Origin of the sequence: Nocardia sp. NPDC049149, from assembly GCF_043197455.1 — a bacterium.
GTDB lineage: Bacteria > Actinomycetota > Actinomycetes > Mycobacteriales > Mycobacteriaceae > Nocardia.
Map to the genome: position 1 here is coordinate 192,657 of NZ_JBICTD010000004.1, position 19,039 is coordinate 211,695.

Below are 19,039 nucleotides of genomic sequence, written 5' to 3' on the forward strand. Positions count from 1 at the left end.
CCAGATACACTGCGATGGTCTGAAAAGTGGGGGACTTCAATTCTTACAGAAGGAACATCGATGACTTCGATGAGCGACCTCGAGAAGATCGAAACAAATCGCCAAGGCTTCAATCTGCGCGCGCAGGCGCATCGGCAATCGTCGTACTACGACCTGGAGATGCTGCGGAACGGCCACAACATGTTGCGCACCCTCGAACAAGAGGAACTGCGTGATGTGCGCGGACGATCGGTGCTCGAGCTGCAATGCCACCTTGGCGCCAACACCATCTCGCTGGCGCGGATGGGCGCCGAGGCGACCGGCATGGACATCTCGGACGAGGCGATCGGCATCGCCCGCGACCTCGCCGAGGAACTGGGCGTCGACGCTCGGTTCGTCCGCTCGGACGTCTACGACCTCCCCTTGGTGCTCGACGGCACGTTCGACATGGTGTTCACCGGATACGGCACCCTCTCGTTCCTGCCCGATATCCCGCGCTGGGCCGAGGTGGCCGCGCACTTCGTCAAACCGGGCGGCACGCTGACAATCGTGGAGATCCACCCGATCGTCAATCTCTTCGACGTGGTCGACGGCGAATTGCGCGTTGCCCGTTCGCTGTTCCACTCCCGGCAGCTGCACCACGTGATGAGGTCGAGCTACGCCGACCGGCTCGCCGACGAGGTGCCGGTGCCGGAGCACACGCTGCACGGCTGGCGGTGGACCATCGGCGAAGTGGTCAACGCGCTCATCGAGGCAGGCCTGGTCATCGAGCGACTTCGTGAGGTGCCGATCGATGCGCGCCAACGGCTTTCGGTGATGGAATCCGACGGGGAGCACAGCTGGCGGATCCCCGGCGACCCGCTGCCGCTGTCGTTCGCCTGCGTGGCCAGGAAGCCCGCCGCTCAGTGAGCATCCCACTCGGATTGTGCTAGCGCCCGGTTGATGTCGGCGGTCGCGTGGACGACCAGGTCGGCGATCACCGGGCGCAGCGTGCGAGACAAGACCATGGCGGTGACCGCGGCGACGCAGTCACCGTTCGGCAGCCGGATCGGCGCCGCGGCACAGCAGATGCCCACCGCGGCGTCCTGTTGATCGATCACCACCGGCCGCGGCTCGGCCAGCCGGGTGCGCAGTCGTCGAATCTCCTTGTCCGACCAGGCTTCACGCAGTCGGTACAGCTGATCGGGCTGGGTACCGAACAGGACCCGCCCGACAGCGGTGCGCGCGGCGACCTCCGTGAGGTCGGCGGGCTGCACCAACGCGGTCCGGCTGTGCGGTATCGCGACGGTCACCATCGGCAGCTGGCCCGCCTCGAGCACGTGAACCGCGACCATCGTGCGGGACAGATCCGCAAGCCGGTGCACCGGTCCGGTCACGGCGCGGCGCAATGCCGCGTCGGGCTGCCACCGGCTCCCCAAAGTCGCGAGCGTCGACCCGACCAGATAGCGGGTGCCGACCCTGCGCACCGCGTTCATCTCCAGCAGTTGGGCAATGTGCCTGCGGACCGTGGTTTTCGGCAGCCCGGTCGCCACCACCAACTCCATCACGCGCAACCCTTCCGGCGCGTGGGCGAGTGTTTCGAGTATCGAGAACGCGCCTTGCAGGACGGTCCGACTGGAATCGACGGAGGCGGCGCCCTCTGTGGGCTGAACGAAATCGCCATCGTCGGAAAGGAACATCGTGATCCTCCTCCAACACCGGACGGTCGACCCGACCGGGTGGTTCTCAGGTGTTCCGAGCACCCTGTCCACCACATATACGCACCACGCGTCACCCTGGTTCGAAAAATCCGTTCAGCGAACCGCCCCCGCCCGCCATACCGTTGCCGCCCAGACCTTTTCGCCCACGACATCGCGAACCCACCCCACACCAGCCCCCTTCCCGCCCGCCCACATGCCCACCGCCTCTGGCGCCCACCCGCGCCACAACCGTTGGCGTCATCCTTTCGGAGTTGGTCGGTTGATCACGGGGCACTGGTGGCGGCATCGCCCGAGAAGCCCGCGCCACCAGTGCCCCCTCACCACGAAACCGCCCCACGGATCCCACATATCGGGATCGTTGGCGCCTCTGATACCGGCGACCTCGCCGACTCCGGAGTCGTTGATCTCGAAAGCTCCCGAAACGGGGCCACTGCCAGATGACCCGGCTGGAACTAGAGGCCGCGCGGCTGACTGCGGAAGTGCCGAGCGGCGATGGGTTCGTTCAAGACGAAATCCAAGCTCGGGCAATTCCAGGCGGGGGTGCCGACCAACTGGAAGAGCGAGTACTGGCGGGGCAGTGGGGTAGTGGATTCGTTGCAAGCCGATGCTGGGAATGAGCACTATTCCGACTGGGACGGGAAGATCGGGCGGCAGGTGGTCGTTCACGATGCGGGCGGCGACAAGGACGTGGTGTTCGCCAGAGGGTTGTGTTGAGCGGGGCCGTTCGGCGTTGGTGCTGCGCGTGTGCTCCTGGGATTGGGGTTTGCTCGGCTTAGAGTGAGAGCGTGGTGGTCGTTGGCGTGGGAGTCGTTGTCCTGGCGATGTTCTGCGGGGTGCATTGGTATGTGTGGCGCAGGCTTGTGCGGGATACGACGGTGCGTGGTTCGGTGGCGCGTTGGGTGGGGACGGGTGTTGTTGTTTGCGGGCCGGTTTTGTTGGTTGGCGCGTTTGCGGCTGAGCGGGCGGGGGTTGCGTTTCTGCTTGTCCAGATCGTTGCTTGGCCTGGGTATTTGTGGGGAGCGTTGTTGGTCTATCTCCTGCTGGCGTTGTTGGTGGGGGAGTTGGTCCGGCCGTTGCTGCGGCGCTGGACTGAGCGCGCGAAGCGGGCCGACGTAGTCGAGGAGGTGACGGTTCCTGCTGCGGTGGCGGAGGTGCCGGGGCCTACTGCTGGAGCGGAAGAAGAAGCAGCGGCGGTTTCTCGGCGGCTTTTCGTTTCTCGTGCGGTGGGTGGTGCTGCGGCGTTGGCTGCGGTGTCGACCGTGGGCTATGGCGCGCACGGTGTGTTGACGGGGCCGAGTGTGAAGCAGGTGACGGTGCCGTTGACGAATCTGCCGCGGGCCGGGCACGGGTATCGGATCGCGGTGGTCAGCGATATTCATCTCGGGCCGATTCTGGGGCGCGGGTTCGCTGAGCGGGTGGTCGAGCGGATCAATGGGACGCAGCCGGATCTTATTGCGGTGGTGGGTGATCTGGTCGACGGCAGTGTCGAACATCTGCGCTCCGCGGTCGAGCCGTTGGCGCGGCTGCGGGCCAGGCACGGTGCGTATTTCGTCACCGGGAACCACGAATATTTCTCCGGTGCGGAGGAGTGGATGGTGCACGTCCAGGAGCTCGGACTGCGGCTCCTTGCCAACAGCCGTGCCGAGTTACCGTATTTCGATCTGGCCGGTGTGAACGATATTCAAGGTAAACGGATCGGACACGGCCCGGATTTCACTGCGGCGCTGGGTAATCGGGATCTGGGACGGACCTCGGTGCTGATGGCGCATCAGCCGGTGCAGATCCACGATGCGGTCAAGTTCGGCGTCGACTTGCAGCTGTCCGGTCACACCCACGGCGGTCAGGTGTGGCCGGGCAATCTTCTTGCAGGACTGGCGAACCCGACCGTCGCAGGCTTGGAACAGTACGGCGACACCCAGCTCTACGTCACTCGTGGCGCCGGCGCGTGGGGGCCGCCGGTCCGTGTCGGCGCCCCCTCGGACATCACGGTGATCACCCTCGCGTCGAAACAGGCCTGAGCGGCACCAGAATTCGCAACGAGGTCAGTCGGTGAAGTGATAGGTCGCGAGGATGCCTTTGTGGTCGCTGCCCCACCTCGGTGGCGTTGCGGCGAAGTTGTCCTGGGTGAGTTCTTCCTGCCGGGTGCCGCGCACGATGGACGAACGCGGCCCGACGATGCCGACGGCGGACAGCCGTAATCCGTTGGCGAAGATGAAATCGACGCGGTCGCGTTCGTCGGCCTCGGGGGCCCAAGCAAGCTCGGAGACGTCCACTTCCGGATTGTCCGACGGCCAGGTCAGCCCGGGATGGCTGGCCGGATCCGGGTACATCGATCGGTAGGCGTCGACGAAGCCCGCCTGGTGCAGCCGCCGGGTGGTTTCCCACGCCGTCACCACCCCGTTGTGGTCGAACATGCGCGCCGTAGCGGACGTCCAGTCCAACAGGGACGGCTCGTTCAGGTCACCGGCCATGATGACCGGAATCCCGTCCGCTATCTCGTCTTTCGCATCAGCGAGAAAGGTGCTGATGACCTCGGGGCGACCTGAGGCAGCGTTGACGCGCTGAATCGCGGCATGATCGGTCACCGGACCGTCCGGCAGCTTGTCGAACCCGTGCTCGGCGAACTCACCCGGCGCCGGGACCCCAGGACCGTACCCGCGAGGCAGGTTGGACGCATACCAGCGGAACTTGAGATGTGCCGAGTAGACGGCGAGTCGCTTTCCGTCAATGTTCAACCGCGCCTTGACCATCCACCGCGTCTCGGCAGTCTCTTCGACGGGAAACACCGACAGGATTCCGGTATCGGGGGACGGGACCGCATGGAACAGCTGCCCCCGCCGCGCCAGCTCGGCAGCAACGGCCGTGGTCGCTTGGGTTGCCTCCGACAGCAACACGATCGACGCCTGCGTCGAGAGAATGAGATCCGCGAGCAACGCGGTACCGTCGGCGACCTTGCTACCGCTGTGCCACACATTCAATGCCAGCACCCGGATCTCAGGTGCACCAGCGGTGGATGTCCTCATACCGGCGCCCGGCTGGCCTGCAGGAGTCATGCGGCCATCCTGGCACGCCGAGCAGTCCTCGCCCCCGTCACGCGCCGGTCGCCCCTCAATGGACGCAAACAACCGGCCAACCAGCGCGGAACCCCTGTCGGACAGTCAATCCGACAGGGGCGCGGTGATGATCAGTGCTGACCGTGCGAGCCGGGGGCGGCGCTTCCGCTGTATTCGTCGAGATCCGAGACCAGCTTGGTCAGTTCCGGGTCGCTGTCGTAGCGGCGCTGGTGCAGTTCGGCGATCTTCTCGCCCATCTGCGGGTCGAGGTCGTCGGTGATGTCGAAGGAGGCGAACTTCTCGACCAGGGGCAGCCCGACGCGGTCGGTGTTGCGGTGGGCCGGGTGGGTCAGGTACTCCCGGTAGCCTGCCAGGTCTTCGATGACGAAGACTGCGCCCCACTGGTATTCGCCGCCGAAGTCGGGACCGACGACGAAGGACTGCACCGACGGGATGACCCGTCCCTGGTTGCGCAGGCTTTCGAGGGCTTCTTCGATCGCCTCGGGGGTGGCGTCGGCGCGGAGGGTGAAGCGGTTGCCGTGGTAGATCATGTCTTTCATCCTTTGACTCGTGCTCGCTTGCTGACACCAAGATTTCCATCAGCACGCCACCGTTCGCGTCGGCGATTTTCACCTAGATGCGCAGCGGGATCGGCGTAGGTATCAGCTGTCGATGGTCGGCTCCGCGGGACCATCGACATCAGGTCGACACATCAACAGGGATGACATCGCGTCCCCGGGGTCGTCCTACAGGACCACATGGCCAGCGACCTCTGGGCGATGCCGCGGGCGGGTGGGACGGCGCAGAATCTGAGGCGCCGGATCGTGATTGCAAGCTTTCTGTAGGAAGACTTTTAGCCGCAGGGGATTTGATACCTCAGCGCGGACATGCGCCCGATCGAGTTCGTGAACTACCTGGTGAATGGAGAAGACAGTGCCTGTGACCTCAACCAGCTCCGTCACCGCGGCGAGCGCGGACGCCGCGCACGGCTACCGCGAGCGCGGTTGGACGGTCGCCGAAACAGCCAATGGCGTATGCCTGATCACCGACGAGCGGGTCGCCGCCGTCGAGGTTACCGGCGCACTCGCTGCCGATGTGCGGCGGTTTCTCCTGGCCAACAATCTTTCCGGCCCCGTGATCGAACTCAACGGCGCGCAGCCACGCGATATCCATCTCGTTGTCGGCGTTGCGAAGGCGGCCCGGGCAATCGAGGCCCTGCGCGATGCGGGTGCCATCGTGCACACCGACGGCGCAGGCATCCCGCTTCCGCCGACCAGGCTTTCGCACGGTTCGGCCTGCTGGCGCATCGCCCCGAGCGAGGCGCGCTGGGTGCCGCCGGTGGTGGCGCTCGCGGCCGCCGTGCGCGCGACGGCATCGGCCCGCGCACGGCAACTCAGCGATATCGCCTGCTGACCGAATGCGCTGCTGACCGCTAGCCCAGCGGCTGCGGGCAAGCTCACAGTGCGGCTCTGAGCAGGGGAAATGCCGTCGATCACGAAAAGAGTGGTTTCACGGATCCACTGCTGGCTACCCCGCAGAGAACGCCGGTTCCTGCCGACGGCACGAATGGACGGCAGGCGGCGTACCGGAGTCCGTCATCACGCGGCGGATTCTTCTGACAGCGGGAAGGAAACCAGAACGTATGTTGATGCTTACCCCCACCGCCATCGAGGTCGTCCGCACCATCACCTCTGCGGACGGCACACCGCGGGATGCGGGCTTGCGAATCTCCACCACGGACGGCGCCGAGACATTGCAGCTTCAGGTCGCCGAGGCCCCGGCTGAGGAAGACCAGATCCTCACCGCCGACGGGTCACGAATCTTCCTCGACCGGGAGGCCGCCGCCTTCCTGGACGACAAGGTCCTCGACACGGGCACGAACGCCAATGGCGACGGCGGCTTCGTGATCGCTCTGCAAGGCACCGCGGGCCTCTGACCAATCCGCGGCTTCTGGGCAAGGGGTCATGGTGGCGATCGCCACCATGACCCGGGCCCGGTGGGTGCTCAGCGGAGGGAGAGGTCCTGCCAGATCTGCCGGGACGCGGCCAGCGGGTTCACCGCTACGGTCGGCTCGGCGTCCCAGATCTTGGTGACTGCGGATTCTGTGCTGAAGGCGGGCCAACCCGGGTCGCCGGTGGTGGCAAAGGAAATCCACGACGCGCGGAGTCGACCGGACATGCGGTGCAGACTTTCCGGTGGACGACCGCCGCCGAGCAGGAACGCGGCGAGTGGATTGTCGGTGTTGCCGAGGGTCGCCATGATGTCAGCCGCGTGACATGCGCCCAGCGCGCCGCCGAAAACCGGCGTCTGCCAAGTAAAGTCGTAGAGGTAGCTGCGTCCGCCCGCCGCGGTGTGCGCTTCGGCGAGCCAGATCGCCGGCATCCGGAACATCGCGTCGGAGTACATCAGCGTGTACAGCTCGGCGTCAGTCGCGGCCGGGTAGGCCGCCTGATAGTCAGCGGTCGCCGACGCGGGGAGGCCGAGATGCGCTGCGGTAGAACGCACATCGACGGTGCGCAGCCTGCTGGCGCGGCGGGTGGCGGGTAGTCCGTTGCGGCGGAGACCGCGCATGGTGGTGCCCACCAGGTGCGGTAGCGCCTTCACCATCGCAGGCACACTCGGGGAGATCAGGCCGCGGCTCATCGCGAACAGCGTGAACTCGTCGTGGGTCGCGCCTGCGATCAGATCGATATCGCGGGCGACCCCCGAACGGAGCGCCAACCACGGTTTGTCCACCACGGTGACGCCGTCGATGACGGGGGTCGCTGCGGTGATCGCCTCCGGAGTCGTCCACGAGCCGGGATCGGCCTCCATGTCGGTCAGCGCCGCGTCCTGCACGGACAGCAGCGCGACCGGTGGCTGGGTCGCCAGCTCGGCGAGGCGGACGCCGAGCGCGCGGGCGGTGAGCTCGGCGATCCGGCGCGACTCCTGTTCGGGAAGCACACGGGCGGCGGTGCTTTGCGCGATGGCTCGGTGGAACAGTCCGCGCGCGCCGGGTGCGGTCAGGAGCGCGGCGACGGACAACCCGCCGCCGGATTCACCGAAGATCGTGACGTTGTCCGGGTCGCCGCCGAACGCGACGATGTTGTCGTGGATCCAGCGCAGGGCGGCCGCCTGGTCGAGAAACCCGCGATTGGCGGGGGCGCCGGGCACGAAGCCGAAGCCCTCGAAGCCGACCCGGTAATTGAAGGTCACCATGACCACGCCGTCGCGGGCGAGGGTGGCGCCGTCGTACGCCGGATCGCTGGACGATCCGGATTTCCAGCCGCCACCGTAGATCCACACCATGACGGGAAGACGGTCGCCCTTGCCACCGGGTGACCAGACGTTCACGCTCAGACAATCGAGACCGTCGGCGGGCCGCCACAGCGGCGGTGTGCCGGGGGTCAAGGGCAATTGCGGTGGGGCGGCGCTGAATTCGAAGGCGCGCCGGACACCGTCCCAGCGCGGCGCCGGGACTGGTGCCTGCATCCGCAGCGGTCCCTCCGGCGGCGCGGCATAGGGGATGCCTTTGAACACGGACAGGGTGCCCTCGGTGCGTCCCTCGACCATGCCCGCAGTGGTGGTGACAACGATGGTCATGACTGTGCCTCGCTGACACTCTCCGGGATGACGGCGGTGACTTCGATTTCGACCTTGGCGTCCGGTTCGACGAGACGGCTCACCTCCACGGCCGTCATCGCCGCGGTGAAGCTGCCGATGATTTCCCGGAAGGCGGCGCCGATCTCCTGCGACGCCTGCAGGTAAGCGTCGACATCGGTGACATACCAGGTCATTCGGACGATGTGGGCGGGCTCGGCACCCGCTTCGGCAAGCACCGCAACGACATTGCGCAGCGCCTGACGCACCTGCCCCGTGATGTCGGTCGTCTGGAAGATGCCATCGGTGTCCCAGCCGATCATGCCGGCCACGAAAACCAGCTCACCTCTGGCGGCGACACCGTTCGCGTAGCCGCGCGGCCGCGGCCAGCCCGGCGGCTGCAGAATTCTCATGGCGTCGGCGCCGAATCGTTGTGCGCTGCCACCGATTCCCGGAGCCGGAAGCGCTGCAGCTTACCCGTCGGCGTGCGCGGCAGCGCGTCGACGAAGGCGATCGCCCTGGGGTACTTGTACGGCGCCACAGTCTGTTTCACGAAGTCCTGCAATTCCTCGACCAGCCTTTCGGTTGCTTCGATCTGTGCATGCAACACCACGTAGGCCTTGACGATCTGGCCGCGGTCCTCGTCGGGGATGCCGATGACGGCGCAATCGGCGACGGCGCGATGCCCGGCCAGTGCGTTCTCGACCTCGGGTGCGGCGATGTTGTAGCCGGCGGACACGATCATGTCGTCGGCGCGCGCCTGATGGTGGAAGTAGCCGTCGTCGTCCATCGAGTACGCGTCGCCGGTGTAGTTCCAGCCGTCGCGCACGTAGACGGTTTGCCGCTCGTCGGCGAGGTAGCGGCAACCGGTCGGCCCGCGCACCGCGAGCAGGCCGATCACGCCGGGGCCCACCGGTTTTCCGTTGTCGTCCACGACTCGGGCCTCGTATCCGGGGACCGGCAGTCCGGTCGCACCCGGCCTGGCATGTGCCTCGTCGGCGGAGATGAAGATGTGCAGCATCTCGGTGGCGCCGATGCCGTCGATCAATTCGAGGCCGGTGGCCACCCGCCATTGCACCCTGGTGGCGGGCGGCAACGGTTCGCCGGCCGACACGCATTTGCGGAGCGTCGAATCGCGGAGCTCGGCGCTGTGCCGAGCGAGCACCCGATAGGAGGTCGGCGCGGTGAAAAGCACTGTGGCGTCGAACATGTCGATCGCGCCGAGCAACTGCATCGGGCCCGCCTGCTCGAGCAGCACCGCCGAGGCGCCGACGGCCATCGGAAACAACAGCAGCCCACCGAGTCCGAAGGTGAACGCCAGCGGGGGACTGCCGATGAACACATCGTCGGGTTCGGGCCGCAGGATGTGCGTGGGGAAGCAGTGACAGATCGCCATGACGTCGCGATGGAAGTGCACCGTCGCCTTCGGCACGCCGGTGGTGCCCGAGGTGAACGCGATGAGGCAGACGTCCTCGGCGGCCGTGGCCACCGTGTCGAACTCGCCGTCGTGGCGGGCCATCAAGGCTTCGAGACCGTCGTCGGCGTCGGTGTGGAAGTAGCGGACCTGATCGAGCGTCGGGCAGGCCGCCACCGCCGGCTCCAGCTGCCCGGCCAATCGGGAATCGCACAGCGCGTGCGTGATTCGCGCCTTGTCGACGATCTGGGTGAGCTCCTTGGCGCGCAGCAGCGGCATGGCCGTCACGGCGATACCGCCCGCCTTCAGCACCGCGAACCAGCACGCCGCCAGCATCGGGGTGTTCGGGGCGTCGAGCAGCACCCGATTGCCCGGTACCAGGCCCATGTCGTGCACGAGGACCGCCGCGATGCGATTGGCCTGCTCGTGCAGGTCGGCGTAGGTCCAGTGCGGTCCGCCCGGTGCGCGCACGCACATCCGGTCGCCGTTGCCGAGGGTGAGCTGGCGGTCGAGTAGTTCGGCGGCACAGTTGAGTTGGGCGGGGAACTGGAGCTCGGGTCGATCGAACACCAAGTCGGGCCACTGCTCGCGCGGCGGGAGGTGGTCGTGGGCGAAGGTATCGATGTGGGCAGTTGTCATGGTCGAACCTTGTGGGGGGAGAGGGAATTCGGGATCAGGTCGGGTCCGGGCTGCGCAACAGTTCGCGGGCAATGATCAATTGCTGTACCTCGGTGGCGCCTTCGTAGATGCGCAGCGCACGGATGTCGCGGTAGAGCCGCTCGACCGGCTGCTCGCGCACCACGCCCAGTGCGCCCCACATCTGCACGGCGGCATCGATGACGCGCTGAGCGCCCTCGGTGGCGGCCATCTTGGCCATGGCGGCTTCCCTGGTGACGGATCGGCCCTGATCGCGCTGCCAGGCCGCGCGATAGGTGAGCAATGCGGTCGCATCAATGGTGGTCGCCATCTGCGCGAGTTCGGCTCGGGTCAACTGGAAGTCGGCGAGCACCCCGCCGAACATCTGTCGCGAGGTGGCCCTGGCCAGCGCCTCGGCCATGGCCCGCCGGGCGAACCCGACCGCAGCGGCCGCGACCGAGGTTCGGAAGATGTCCAACGTGCGCATGGCGAGCGAGAACCCCGCGCCCGCGTCACCCAGCCGCGCCGTCGCGGGCACCCGGCATGCCTCGAAATGCAGCCGGGCCAGCGGATGCGGGGAGATCACGTCGATGCGGTCGGCGATGTGCAGTCCCTGCGTGTCCGCGTCGACGAGGAACGCCGAGATCCCGCGCGCGCCCGCCGCCTCGCCGGTGCGTGCTAAAACCACGTAGAAATCGGCGATTCCGCCGTTCGAGATCCAGGTCTTCGTGCCGTCGAGGACGTAGGTGTCGCCGTCGGCGCGCGCCGTGCACGACAGCGCCGCGGCATCGGAACCGGCATCGTCCTCCGACAGCGCGAACGCCGCGATCGCCGCACCGGTGGCGACCAGGGGCAGGTAGCGTCGCTTCTGCTCGTCGGTGCCTGCCAGGCTGATCGCGCCGGAGCCGAGACCCTGCATGGCGAAGGCGAAGTCGGCGAGCGCGTCGTGGTCGGCCAGGATCTCGCGCGCGAGACACAAGGCGCGCGTGTCGATCCGGTCGCTGTGGCCGCCGAACGCGGTGCCTGCCACGCAGTAGCGCAGCCAGCCCGCGTCGCCGAGGTCGCGGACCAAGCGGCGGCAGCGGCCGTCGATATCGGTATCCGCGGCGTGGCCGAGGTGTTCGGCCGCCCAATCATTCAGCGCTGCAGCCATTTTCCGATGCTCGTCGTCGAAGAACGGCCAGTCCAGGTGGTCGGTGGCCATGACTAGTTCCCTTCGAACTTCGGCCGCTGCTTCGCGACGAACGCGTGGTAGGCGCGCGCGAAGTCCTCGGTGAGCATGCACAGGGCTTGTGCCTGCGCCTCCGCTTCGATGGCCTGATCCAGGCTCATCGACCACTCCTGGTGCAGCATGGTTTTGGTGATGCCTTGGGCGAAGGTCGGGCCGTCGGCCAGCTTTTGGGCGAGCAGCGCGGCCGTGTCGAGTAGCTGCTCCGGCTCGGCGAGCTGGTTGAAGAAACCCCACGCGACCGCTTCGTCACCGGTCATCGCCCGACCGGTGTAGAGCAATTCCGACGCGCGGCCCTGACCGATGATGCGGGGCAGCATGGCACAGGCACCCATATCGCAGCCGGCCAGGCCGACCCTGGTGAACAGGAAAGCCGTTCTGCTGCGGGCGGTTCCGACCCGCAGGTCCGACGCCATCGCCAGGATGGCGCCCGCCCCGGCGCACACCCCGTCGACCGCGGCAACGATCGGTTGCGGGCAGGCCCGCATCGCCTTCACCAGATCGCCGGTCATCCTGGTGAACCGCAACAGCTCCGGTGCGGGCAGCGCGATCAGCGGGCCGATGATGTCGTGCACGTCGCCGCCGGAGCAGAAGTTGTCCCCGGCGCCGGACAGCACGATCACCGCGACATCGTCGGCGTAGACCAAGCGGCGGAACAGGTCTCGCAGCTCGGCATAGGAATCGAAGGTCAGCGGGTTCTTGCGGTCCGGACGGTCGAGCATGATCGTGCCGACACCCTCGTGCACCTGCCAGCGGAAGTGGGTGCTCGAATAGTCGGCGAGCGTCGTCCGGTTGGCTGCGCGCAGTGCTGGATCCAGGTCGTAGGTCATGAACGGTCCCGGTGGTTCGGTGGGCGGGTGGTGTCGGCCGTTGCGGCGAGATGGACGCGGAGCCTGCCGAGCAGATCGAACAGCGCCTGCTCGTCGCCGCGGCCGAAACCGGCGAACATCTCGGTGAGCCAGCGTTCGTGTTCGTCGGCCATCTCCTCGAACCGCGCACGTCCCAGGTCGGTCAGCCGAACGAGCGTGGCACGCTTGTCGATCGGGTCGGGGATCCGGTCGACCCAGCCCTCGGCCACCAGCTGATCGGTGAGGCCCGTGACGTTGCCGCCGGTCACCATCAAGTAGCGCGACAGTGCGCTCATTCGCAGCCCGTCAGGGTGGCGTTCGAGCTGGGCCAGATAGTCGAAGCGGGGGAGCGTGGTGGCGAACCGGGTCCGCAGCCGAGTGCGGATCTCCTGCTCGATCTCGTTGGTGGTGGCCAGCAGCCGCAACCACAGCCGCACATCGAGATGATCGCCGGAGACGGTGCGCGCCTCCATCCCGATGCGTTCGTCGCCGAGCACGCGACTGGTGTCGGCAGAGCGGGGACTCACCTCACATCACCTCCCCGCCGCTGACCGAAATCGATTGGCCGGTAACGGAAGCAGCCGCATCCGAGCACAGCCAGGCAACGGTGTCGGCCACCTCGACCGGCTCGATCAGCCGCCCCTGCGGGTTGTGCCGGACGAATGCCGCCCTGGCCTCCTCGGCGCCGCGGCCGGTGGTGTCGATCACGTGTGTCACGCTCTCCTGGAACAGTTCGGTGTCGGTGAAGCCGGGGCACACCGCATTCACGGTGATCGGCGTGCCTGCGAGTTCCAGCGCCATGGCCCTGGTCAGGCCGATCACGCCGTGTTTGGCCGCGGTGTACGCGGTGACGTAGGGATAGCCGCGCAGGCCTGCCGTGCTCGCGATGTTGACTACTCGGCCGCGGCCGGACGTGAGCATGTCGGTGACCGCGGTCCTTGCGCACAGGAAGGTGCCGGTGAGGTTGACCGCGAGCATGCGATGCCACAGTTCGTCGCTGGTGCGCCGCAAGGGTGCGCTCGCCGCCTGCCCGGCGTTGTTGATCAGGATGTCCACCGCGCCGTGCTGTGCGCGGGCGTCCGCGAATGCGTCCGCGATGGCTGCCGGGTCGGTGATGTCGCACGCGATGGCGTGTGCGTGCGCCGATTTCGGCAGTCGGGCAACGGTTTCGGTGGCTCGCACGAAGTCGCGGGACAGCAGGGTCAGGCGGGCGCCGTCCGCGGCGAGCCTGTTCGCGATCGCCGCCCCGATCCCGCGCGATCCGCCGGTGACGAGCGCGTGGCGACCGGAAAGACTGCCGGTGGTGTCGATTTCAGACATGCCGGTCAGCCTTTCCCTGCGGAGGCGGCCTGCTGGCGCTGGATGTTCGCTTCGAATTGCCGTTTGGCGGCACCGTATTGCTTCGGCCAGACCAGGTCGGTGTAGCCGATCTTGGCGGCCTCGGTCAGCGTCCACGCCGGATTCGCGAGATGCGGGCGGGCGATCGCACACAGGTCGGCGCGCCCGGCAGCCACGATGCTGTTCACGTGGTCGGCCTCGGAGATCGCCCCGACGGCGATGGTGGGGATCCCGGCCTCCTGGCGGACCCGGTCGGCGAACGGTGTCTGCCACATCCGGCCGAAGGTCGGTGTCTCCTCCTTGCTGACCTGGCCCGAGGAACAGTCGATCAGATCCGCGCCCGCCTGCTTGAACCGCTTCGCGATCTCGACGGCATCGGCAGGAGTGATGCCGCCGTCGACCCAGTCGTGTGCCGAAATACGTACGGACACAGGCAGGTCCGACGGCCATGCGGCACGCACCGCCGCGAACACCTCGAGCGGGTAGCGCAGTCGGTTCGCGAGTGACCCGCCGTAGGCGTCGGTGCGCCGGTTGGTCAGCGGTGAGATGAAGCTGGACAGCAGATAGCCGTGCGCGCAGTGCAATTCGAGCCAGTCGAAACCCGCCGCGGCGGCACGGCTAGTGGCCGCAACGAACTGGGCTTTCACCTCGTCCATGTCGGCCTCGGTCATCGCGCGCGACCATTGGCTCACCCCAGGCAGGTACTGCTGGGGTGAGGCCGAGATCAACGGCCAGTTCGGTTCGTCGTCGTCGGCGGTGAGCGGTTGGTCGATGCCGTCCCACATGCGGCGGGTGGAACCCTTCGCACCCGAATGGCCCAGCTGCATACCGATTTTCGCGTCGGAGTTGCCGTGCACCCACTCGACGATGCGCTGCCATGCCCGCTGCTGCTCGTCGGTGTACAGGCCGGGGCAGCCCGGCGTGATCCGCCCGGTGGGACTCACGCACGTCATCTCGGCGAACACCAGGCCGGCGCCGCCGGTCGCACGGGCGCCGAGATGCACGAGGTGGAAATCGCCGGGCACCCCGTCGACGGCGGAGTACTGGGCCATCGGCGAGACGATCACCCGATTCTTCAGCGTCACCGACCGGACGGTGTACGGCGTGAACATCGGTGGGACGGAAGGCTCTTCGGCCGTCCTCGGCACGCCGGCCCGCGCGTCGAACCAGCGCTCGTACCCTTCCAGCCAGCCCTTGTCACGCAGGCGCAAATTCTCGTGGCCGATGCGCTGGCTGCGCGTGAGCATCGAGTACATGAACTGCTCGGGCTCGAGCTGGCCGCAATACCGTTCGCCGCAGACCTCGAACCACTCCATCGCGTTCCATGCCGCGTTCTGCAGTCGCAGCACGTCGATCGAACGGATGTCCTGGTAGCGCGTGAGCACCTCGGACAGGTCCGCGTCGCCACGCGCACCGATTTGCCGCACCAGCTCGATCGCGTCCTCGAGTGCCAGCTTGGTGCCGGAGCCGATCGCGAAGTGGGCGGTGTGCACGGCGTCGCCCATCAGCACCACGTGGCTGTTTCCGTTGTGCAGCCACCATTTTTCGCAGGTGATCCGCTGGAAGTTGAGCCATGCCGACCCGCGCAGGTGGCGCGAGTTGGTCATCAGTTTCCTGCCTTGCAGGTTGTCGGCGAACAGCTGCTCGCAGAACGTGACGGACTCGTCCGGCCCGGCCTTGTCGAGTCCGTGCGCCAGCCACACGTGCTCAGGGCACTCGACGATGAACGTGCTGGCCTTCTCGTCGAATTGGTAGATATGCGCCTGGAACCAACCGTGCTCGGTCTCGACGAAATCGAAAGTGAAAGCGTCGTACAGCTTCTCGGTGCCGAGCCAGATGTAGCGGTTCGGCCGGGTGACGATGTCGGGTGCGAACACGTCGCGATGTTCCGCGCGCACCTTCGAGGAGACCCCGTCCGCGGCCACGATCAGGTCCGCATCGGGGAACTCCTTGTCGGAACAGATCTCTCGATCGAACTCCAGCACCACCCCGAGCTCCTCGCAGCGCGCCTGCAGGATGTTGAGCAGCTTCTTCCGGCCGATGCCGACGAAGCCGTGCCCGCCCGAGCGCAGCGTGCGTCCCTTGAACCGCAACTCGATGTCGTCCCAGTGGTTGAACGCCGTCTGGATCTGCCGCGCGGACTCCGGATCCCACGCCCACATGTTCTCCATCGTGGCGTCGGAGAACACCACGCCCCAGCCGAAGGTGTCATAGGGCCGATTGCGTTCGACCACGGTGACCTCGTGGTCGGCGTCGAGTCGCTTCATCAGCAACCCGAAGTACAGCCCGGCGGGTCCGCCGCCGATGCACACGATCTTCACGTGCGCCTCCTCAGGAGTCGCGATAGAAGTACTTTATACCTAAAGCTTTAGGCATGAAGCAGTTTCCCGTGGATCGGATCGGTAGGCTCGCGCTTGTCATGATCTTCACTCGGTGCACGCTCGTATCGGGGTGGAGTCCGAGCCGAAAAGTGGAGCAACGATGACCGCATCGATCACCCTCGCCGATGTGCAGGACGCGGCGGCGCGCCTGGCGGGAGTCGCTCAGCGGACGCCGGTGCTGTCCTCGCGCGAGCTCGACGATCGGGTGGGCGCCCAGGTGCTCATCAAGTGCGAAAACTTCCAGCGCATCGGCGCATTCAAGATTCGCGGCGCCTACAACACCATTTCGCGCCTGAGCCAGGAGCAACTCGCGCGGGGCGTGGCCGCCTATTCCTCGGGCAACCATGCTCAGGCCGTCGCGTTCGTCGCACGGGAAGTGGGCACCAGTGCGGTCATCCTCATGCCCGCGGACACCCCGACCTACAAGATCGAGGCCACCCTCGGCTACGGCGCCGAGATCGTCACCTATGACCGCTACACCGGCGACCGCGTGGCACTGGCCACCGCGCTGGCCGACGAGCGCGGTCTGACGCTCATTCCGCCGTACGACCATCCGCACGTGATCGCCGGACAGGGCACCGCCGCCCTGGAACTGTTCGACGAAGTCGGCGCGCTGGATGCGTTGGTTGTGCCGATCGGTGGCGGTGGGCTCATTGCCGGAAGCGCTACGGTGGCGAAGGCGCTGCATCCGGATATTCGCGTCATCGGTGTGGAACCGGCCGCAGGCGACGACACCAAGCGCTCGCTGGCAGCGGGCGAACGAGTCCGGATCCCGGTGCCGAAGACCATCGCCGATGGGCAGGCGGCGGAAATCCCCGGCGCGCTGACCTTCCCGATCAATCGCCGCCTCGTCGACGACATTGTCCTCGTCGACGACGACGCGATAAGGGACGCAATGCGTTTCGCCTTCGAGCGGTTGAAGATCGTCGTCGAACCCAGCGGTGGCACAGCCTTGGCCGCCCTCCTCCAACAGGCCGTTGGCGAGGCACAACGCGTCGGCGTGATCGTCTCAGGCGGCAACATCAGCCCAGAGCGCTTCGTCGAACTCACCCGCGTCTAGCTGGCAGACCGACCTGAGATCTGCTGCTGGACAACTGATCACGAGGCACTGGTGGCGGTGGGCTCTCGCGAAATGCCGCCACCAGTGCCTCGTGATCGACTGACCAACTCTGGTCAGTGGGGTGGGGCGGGGGAGTATTCGATGCATTCGCGGGAGAGGGCCGAGCTCGGCGGCCTGTCTGGCCGGGAACATGAATGCGGCGATGCCGTCGAAGAGGTCCTGCTGATCGGTGTAGTGGCGGTAAACCGTGTCGGGTCGGTGTCGAGCGCGGCACCTGGGCGAGTGGCGAAAACTGTTCTCGTGCAACAACTGCCGTGCCAGCGAAACGACCAGCCGGCCATCCGGTTGCCTGCCTACACTGACAACCATGGCATCCCGCATCAGTGAACTGGTCCTCGACGCTGCCGACCCCGAGTCACTCGCCACCTTCTGGAGCAATGTCCTCGGCTACGTCGAACTCGGCCGCGAGGACGACGGCAGCATCGAAATCGGTCCGCCCGCCACCGGGTTCGGTGGTCCGCAACCAACCCTGATCCTCAGCCCGAGCGCCGAGCCCCGAACCGGCAAGCTCCGACTGCACATCGACCTCAACGCCACCGACCGGGACCAGGACGCCGAGTTGGCGCGGCTGCTCGCCCTCGGTGCGGTGCCCGCCGACGTCGGCCAGAGCGGCACCGAGAGTTGGCACGTGCTGGCCGACCCGGAAGGCAACGAATTCTGCCTCTTGCGCACTCGCCTCCAGCCCCTCTGACCGCGCGCCTGGCCCGGCCGCTGCAGCAGCGGCCGAACACGCCTGCGTGATGGCGGCTTTCAGCTCGTCGACGAATCCAAGTCGGCATCGCGGAGTGGGTGTGGCGCGTCAGTGCAGATCCCACTCCGACTTGCGTTGGTTGCTCCAGTCGATGTTCGACTTCAGTCGGACGTCGCGGCCGTCTTCGGAGCCGATGGTGTAGCTGTCGCGGAGACTGTCGCTGGTGCTGATGAAGGTGAAGTTGTAGGTGGGGTGGGTTTGGATTGCCCACTGCTGGCGCACATCGGTTTTGACGCACGGCGACAACGTGATTCGTGCGCCTGCGCCGTTGTAGGTGCTGTTGAGGCACTGGCCTTTGCCGTTGTGCAGCTGTACCACCCGCCGACCGTAGTCGTCGGTCCGCACCGACAGCTCACCCCATCGCTGAGTCGCGATCATATCGGTGAATATGTCTGACTCCCATTGGCATTGCCGCATCTCGACCCCGCCGTTGCCGGTATCGGTCAGACACGAGTCGTGATACCAGTTCCACAGAAACGGTGAGATGGTCAACGGCGGATGTGTGGCCGCCGCGGTCGCAGTGCTGACGAGCATCGCGACGGCCCCCGCCGCGGCGGCTACTATTCCACGCTTCAAAATTCGCATAGCCGCAGCGTCGTCTCCAGAACTTTCACCGGCATTTCACGCCGATCTCACGGCCGGGGCTCGGCCCTTGTCGGCGAATGCCGCTGCGGCGTATCGAATTCGGCAATCGGTGCTCGCTCGGTGTGGCTGCGGCGAGCCTGCCGGTCATCGATTCCGGCGTTGGTCGGCTGGTTGGTGCTGCATCGCCGGTGCTTGCGCGTTGCGCAACGACCCGCGTTGAGGTCTGCGGGTGCAGCTGCGGCGGCGGGCCGAGAACTGGTGGCGCGCAGGGGGTTTCTGACAGTTGGCAGCCGGGCTGTGATGTGACCGTGATAAGGGTGCTTTTCCGACAATTAAGGCTGACTTACAAATTCGTTGTAGTGCTCTGGTCGTCTGTACAGTTGGCCACACCGATCCGCGAGCCGACGCTCGATTTCACATATTGGTC

Annotated in this window: 20 protein-coding genes; 8 read left to right on the forward strand and 12 right to left on the reverse strand. The window is 66.6% G+C overall.

The genetic code is table 11. The features are described 5' to 3' along the window. The first annotated feature begins 60 nt into the window (after positions 1-60). Positions 61-888 carry a class I SAM-dependent methyltransferase gene (locus ACGFNJ_RS16715; RefSeq protein WP_393448177.1) on the forward strand — a complete coding sequence of 276 codons (828 nt, stop codon included), beginning with the start codon at positions 61-63 and terminating at the stop codon, positions 886-888. Here the strand turns inward: ACGFNJ_RS16715 and ACGFNJ_RS16720 are convergent. Beyond that, complete coding sequence (locus tag ACGFNJ_RS16720) at positions 882-1,658, reverse strand: helix-turn-helix domain-containing protein (RefSeq protein ID WP_393448179.1); 777 nt, start codon at positions 1,656-1,658, stop codon at positions 882-884. The two genes, ACGFNJ_RS16715 and ACGFNJ_RS16720, sit on opposite strands and share 7 nt — an antisense overlap. A gap of 513 nt (positions 1,659-2,171) precedes the next feature. Here ACGFNJ_RS16720 and ACGFNJ_RS16725 point away from each other — a divergent pair. After that, positions 2,172-2,393, forward strand: coding sequence for a hypothetical protein (locus tag ACGFNJ_RS16725; RefSeq protein WP_393448181.1), 222 nt, complete (start codon positions 2,172-2,174; stop codon positions 2,391-2,393). Positions 2,394-2,704: 311 nt separating this feature from the next. Next, positions 2,705-3,697, forward strand: a complete 993-nt coding sequence (locus ACGFNJ_RS16730; protein WP_393448183.1) for a metallophosphoesterase — start codon at positions 2,705-2,707, stop codon at positions 3,695-3,697. A gap of 24 nt (positions 3,698-3,721) precedes the next feature. Here the strand turns inward: ACGFNJ_RS16730 and ACGFNJ_RS16735 are convergent, their stop codons facing one another. Both ACGFNJ_RS16735 and ACGFNJ_RS16740 read right to left on the reverse strand, forming a co-directional pair. Further along, entirely contained in the window at positions 3,722-4,732 is a 1,011-nt protein-coding gene (locus ACGFNJ_RS16735) for an endonuclease/exonuclease/phosphatase family protein (protein WP_393448185.1), read from the reverse strand. Between the two features lie 131 nt (positions 4,733-4,863). Next, positions 4,864-5,283, reverse strand: a complete 420-nt coding sequence (locus tag ACGFNJ_RS16740) for a Dabb family protein (RefSeq protein WP_393448187.1) — start codon at positions 5,281-5,283, stop codon at positions 4,864-4,866. A 382-nt stretch (positions 5,284-5,665) separates the two neighbouring features. Here ACGFNJ_RS16740 and ACGFNJ_RS16745 point away from each other — a divergent pair, with 382 nt between their 5' ends. Together ACGFNJ_RS16745 and ACGFNJ_RS16750 are read left to right on the forward strand one after the other, a co-directional pair. Beyond that, positions 5,666-6,145, forward strand: a complete 480-nt coding sequence (locus tag ACGFNJ_RS16745; protein WP_393448189.1) for a hypothetical protein — start codon at positions 5,666-5,668, stop codon at positions 6,143-6,145. A 235-nt stretch (positions 6,146-6,380) separates the two neighbouring features. Next, positions 6,381-6,668 carry a hypothetical protein gene (locus ACGFNJ_RS16750; protein WP_245746187.1) on the forward strand — a complete coding sequence of 96 codons (288 nt, stop codon included), beginning with the start codon at positions 6,381-6,383 and terminating at the stop codon, positions 6,666-6,668. A gap of 68 nt (positions 6,669-6,736) precedes the next feature. Here the strand turns inward: ACGFNJ_RS16750 and ACGFNJ_RS16755 are convergent, their stop codons facing one another. Genes ACGFNJ_RS16755 through ACGFNJ_RS16790 form a run of 8 tightly spaced genes read right to left on the reverse strand, consistent with a single transcriptional unit; the run spans position 6,737 to position 16,096 of the window. Continuing rightward, a complete protein-coding gene (locus ACGFNJ_RS16755; RefSeq protein WP_393448191.1) occupies positions 6,737-8,314 on the reverse strand; it encodes a carboxylesterase/lipase family protein in 1,578 nt (525 codons plus the stop codon). After that, entirely contained in the window at positions 8,311-8,724 is a 414-nt protein-coding gene (locus ACGFNJ_RS16760) for a RidA family protein (RefSeq protein ID WP_393448193.1), read from the reverse strand. The genes ACGFNJ_RS16755 and ACGFNJ_RS16760 overlap by 4 nt, the downstream gene beginning before the upstream one ends. After that, on the reverse strand, positions 8,721-10,364 hold the full coding sequence (locus ACGFNJ_RS16765) for an AMP-binding protein (RefSeq protein ID WP_393448195.1): 1,644 nt from the start codon (positions 10,362-10,364) through the stop codon (positions 8,721-8,723). Before ACGFNJ_RS16765 ends, ACGFNJ_RS16760 begins: the two co-directional genes overlap by 4 nt. 34 nt (positions 10,365-10,398) lie before the next feature. Next, a complete protein-coding gene (locus ACGFNJ_RS16770) occupies positions 10,399-11,565 on the reverse strand; it encodes an acyl-CoA dehydrogenase family protein (protein ID WP_393448197.1) in 1,167 nt (388 codons plus the stop codon). Between the two features lie 2 nt (positions 11,566-11,567). Then, positions 11,568-12,419, reverse strand: coding sequence for an enoyl-CoA hydratase family protein (locus tag ACGFNJ_RS16775; protein ID WP_393448199.1), 852 nt, complete (start codon positions 12,417-12,419; stop codon positions 11,568-11,570). Next, complete coding sequence (locus tag ACGFNJ_RS16780) at positions 12,416-12,964, reverse strand: MarR family winged helix-turn-helix transcriptional regulator (protein WP_393448201.1); 549 nt, start codon at positions 12,962-12,964, stop codon at positions 12,416-12,418. Before ACGFNJ_RS16780 ends, ACGFNJ_RS16775 begins: the two co-directional genes overlap by 4 nt. Position 12,965: 1 nt before the next feature. Next, positions 12,966-13,757 carry an SDR family NAD(P)-dependent oxidoreductase gene (locus tag ACGFNJ_RS16785; RefSeq protein WP_393448203.1) on the reverse strand — a complete coding sequence of 264 codons (792 nt, stop codon included), beginning with the start codon at positions 13,755-13,757 and terminating at the stop codon, positions 12,966-12,968. A gap of 5 nt (positions 13,758-13,762) precedes the next feature. Continuing rightward, positions 13,763-16,096: a bifunctional salicylyl-CoA 5-hydroxylase/oxidoreductase gene (locus tag ACGFNJ_RS16790; RefSeq protein ID WP_393448205.1), complete on the reverse strand. Its 2,334-nt coding sequence runs from the start codon at positions 16,094-16,096 to the stop codon at positions 13,763-13,765. A gap of 160 nt (positions 16,097-16,256) precedes the next feature. Here ACGFNJ_RS16790 and ACGFNJ_RS16795 point away from each other — a divergent pair, with 160 nt between their 5' ends. From ACGFNJ_RS16795 to ACGFNJ_RS16805, 3 genes are all read left to right on the forward strand, one after another. Beyond that, positions 16,257-17,216: a pyridoxal-phosphate dependent enzyme gene (locus ACGFNJ_RS16795; protein WP_393448207.1), complete on the forward strand. Its 960-nt coding sequence runs from the start codon at positions 16,257-16,259 to the stop codon at positions 17,214-17,216. Positions 17,217-17,357: 141 nt separating this feature from the next. Then, positions 17,358-17,603 carry a hypothetical protein gene (locus ACGFNJ_RS16800; RefSeq protein ID WP_393448209.1) on the forward strand — a complete coding sequence of 82 codons (246 nt, stop codon included), beginning with the start codon at positions 17,358-17,360 and terminating at the stop codon, positions 17,601-17,603. Further along, complete coding sequence (locus ACGFNJ_RS16805; protein WP_393448211.1) at positions 17,584-17,967, forward strand: VOC family protein; 384 nt, start codon at positions 17,584-17,586, stop codon at positions 17,965-17,967. The genes ACGFNJ_RS16800 and ACGFNJ_RS16805 overlap by 20 nt, the downstream gene beginning before the upstream one ends. Positions 17,968-18,075: 108 nt before the next feature. Here the strand turns inward: ACGFNJ_RS16805 and ACGFNJ_RS16810 are convergent, their stop codons facing one another. Beyond that, complete coding sequence (locus ACGFNJ_RS16810; protein ID WP_393448213.1) at positions 18,076-18,612, reverse strand: hypothetical protein; 537 nt, start codon at positions 18,610-18,612, stop codon at positions 18,076-18,078. Between the last annotated feature and the right edge of the window lie 427 nt (positions 18,613-19,039).

Bases quoted from the DNA above. Each gene is read 5' to 3' on its own strand.
- ACGFNJ_RS16720 (WP_393448179.1), bottom strand. From the start codon at position 1,658: ATGTTCCTTTCCGACGATGGCGATTTCGTTCAGCCCACAGAGGGCGCC.
- ACGFNJ_RS16800 (WP_393448209.1), top strand. From the start codon at position 17,358: ATGCATTCGCGGGAGAGGGCCGAGCTCGGCGGCCTGTCTGGCCGGGAA.
- ACGFNJ_RS16750 (WP_245746187.1), top strand. From the start codon at position 6,381: ATGCTTACCCCCACCGCCATCGAGGTCGTCCGCACCATCACCTCTGCG.
- ACGFNJ_RS16795 (WP_393448207.1), top strand. From the start codon at position 16,257: ATGACCGCATCGATCACCCTCGCCGATGTGCAGGACGCGGCGGCGCGC.
- ACGFNJ_RS16805 (WP_393448211.1), top strand. From the start codon at position 17,584: ATGGCATCCCGCATCAGTGAACTGGTCCTCGACGCTGCCGACCCCGAG.
- ACGFNJ_RS16755 (WP_393448191.1), bottom strand. From the start codon at position 8,314: ATGACCATCGTTGTCACCACCACTGCGGGCATGGTCGAGGGACGCACC.
- ACGFNJ_RS16770 (WP_393448197.1), bottom strand. From the start codon at position 11,565: ATGGCCACCGACCACCTGGACTGGCCGTTCTTCGACGACGAGCATCGG.
- ACGFNJ_RS16765 (WP_393448195.1), bottom strand. From the start codon at position 10,364: ATGACAACTGCCCACATCGATACCTTCGCCCACGACCACCTCCCGCCG.
- ACGFNJ_RS16810 (WP_393448213.1), bottom strand. From the start codon at position 18,612: ATGCGAATTTTGAAGCGTGGAATAGTAGCCGCCGCGGCGGGGGCCGTC.
- ACGFNJ_RS16725 (WP_393448181.1), top strand. From the start codon at position 2,172: ATGGGTTCGTTCAAGACGAAATCCAAGCTCGGGCAATTCCAGGCGGGG.
- ACGFNJ_RS16735 (WP_393448185.1), bottom strand. From the start codon at position 4,732: ATGACTCCTGCAGGCCAGCCGGGCGCCGGTATGAGGACATCCACCGCT.
- ACGFNJ_RS16775 (WP_393448199.1), bottom strand. From the start codon at position 12,419: ATGACCTACGACCTGGATCCAGCACTGCGCGCAGCCAACCGGACGACG.
- ACGFNJ_RS16715 (WP_393448177.1), top strand. From the start codon at position 61: ATGACTTCGATGAGCGACCTCGAGAAGATCGAAACAAATCGCCAAGGC.
- ACGFNJ_RS16785 (WP_393448203.1), bottom strand. From the start codon at position 13,757: ATGTCTGAAATCGACACCACCGGCAGTCTTTCCGGTCGCCACGCGCTC.
- ACGFNJ_RS16740 (WP_393448187.1), bottom strand. From the start codon at position 5,283: ATGATCTACCACGGCAACCGCTTCACCCTCCGCGCCGACGCCACCCCC.
- ACGFNJ_RS16760 (WP_393448193.1), bottom strand. From the start codon at position 8,724: ATGAGAATTCTGCAGCCGCCGGGCTGGCCGCGGCCGCGCGGCTACGCG.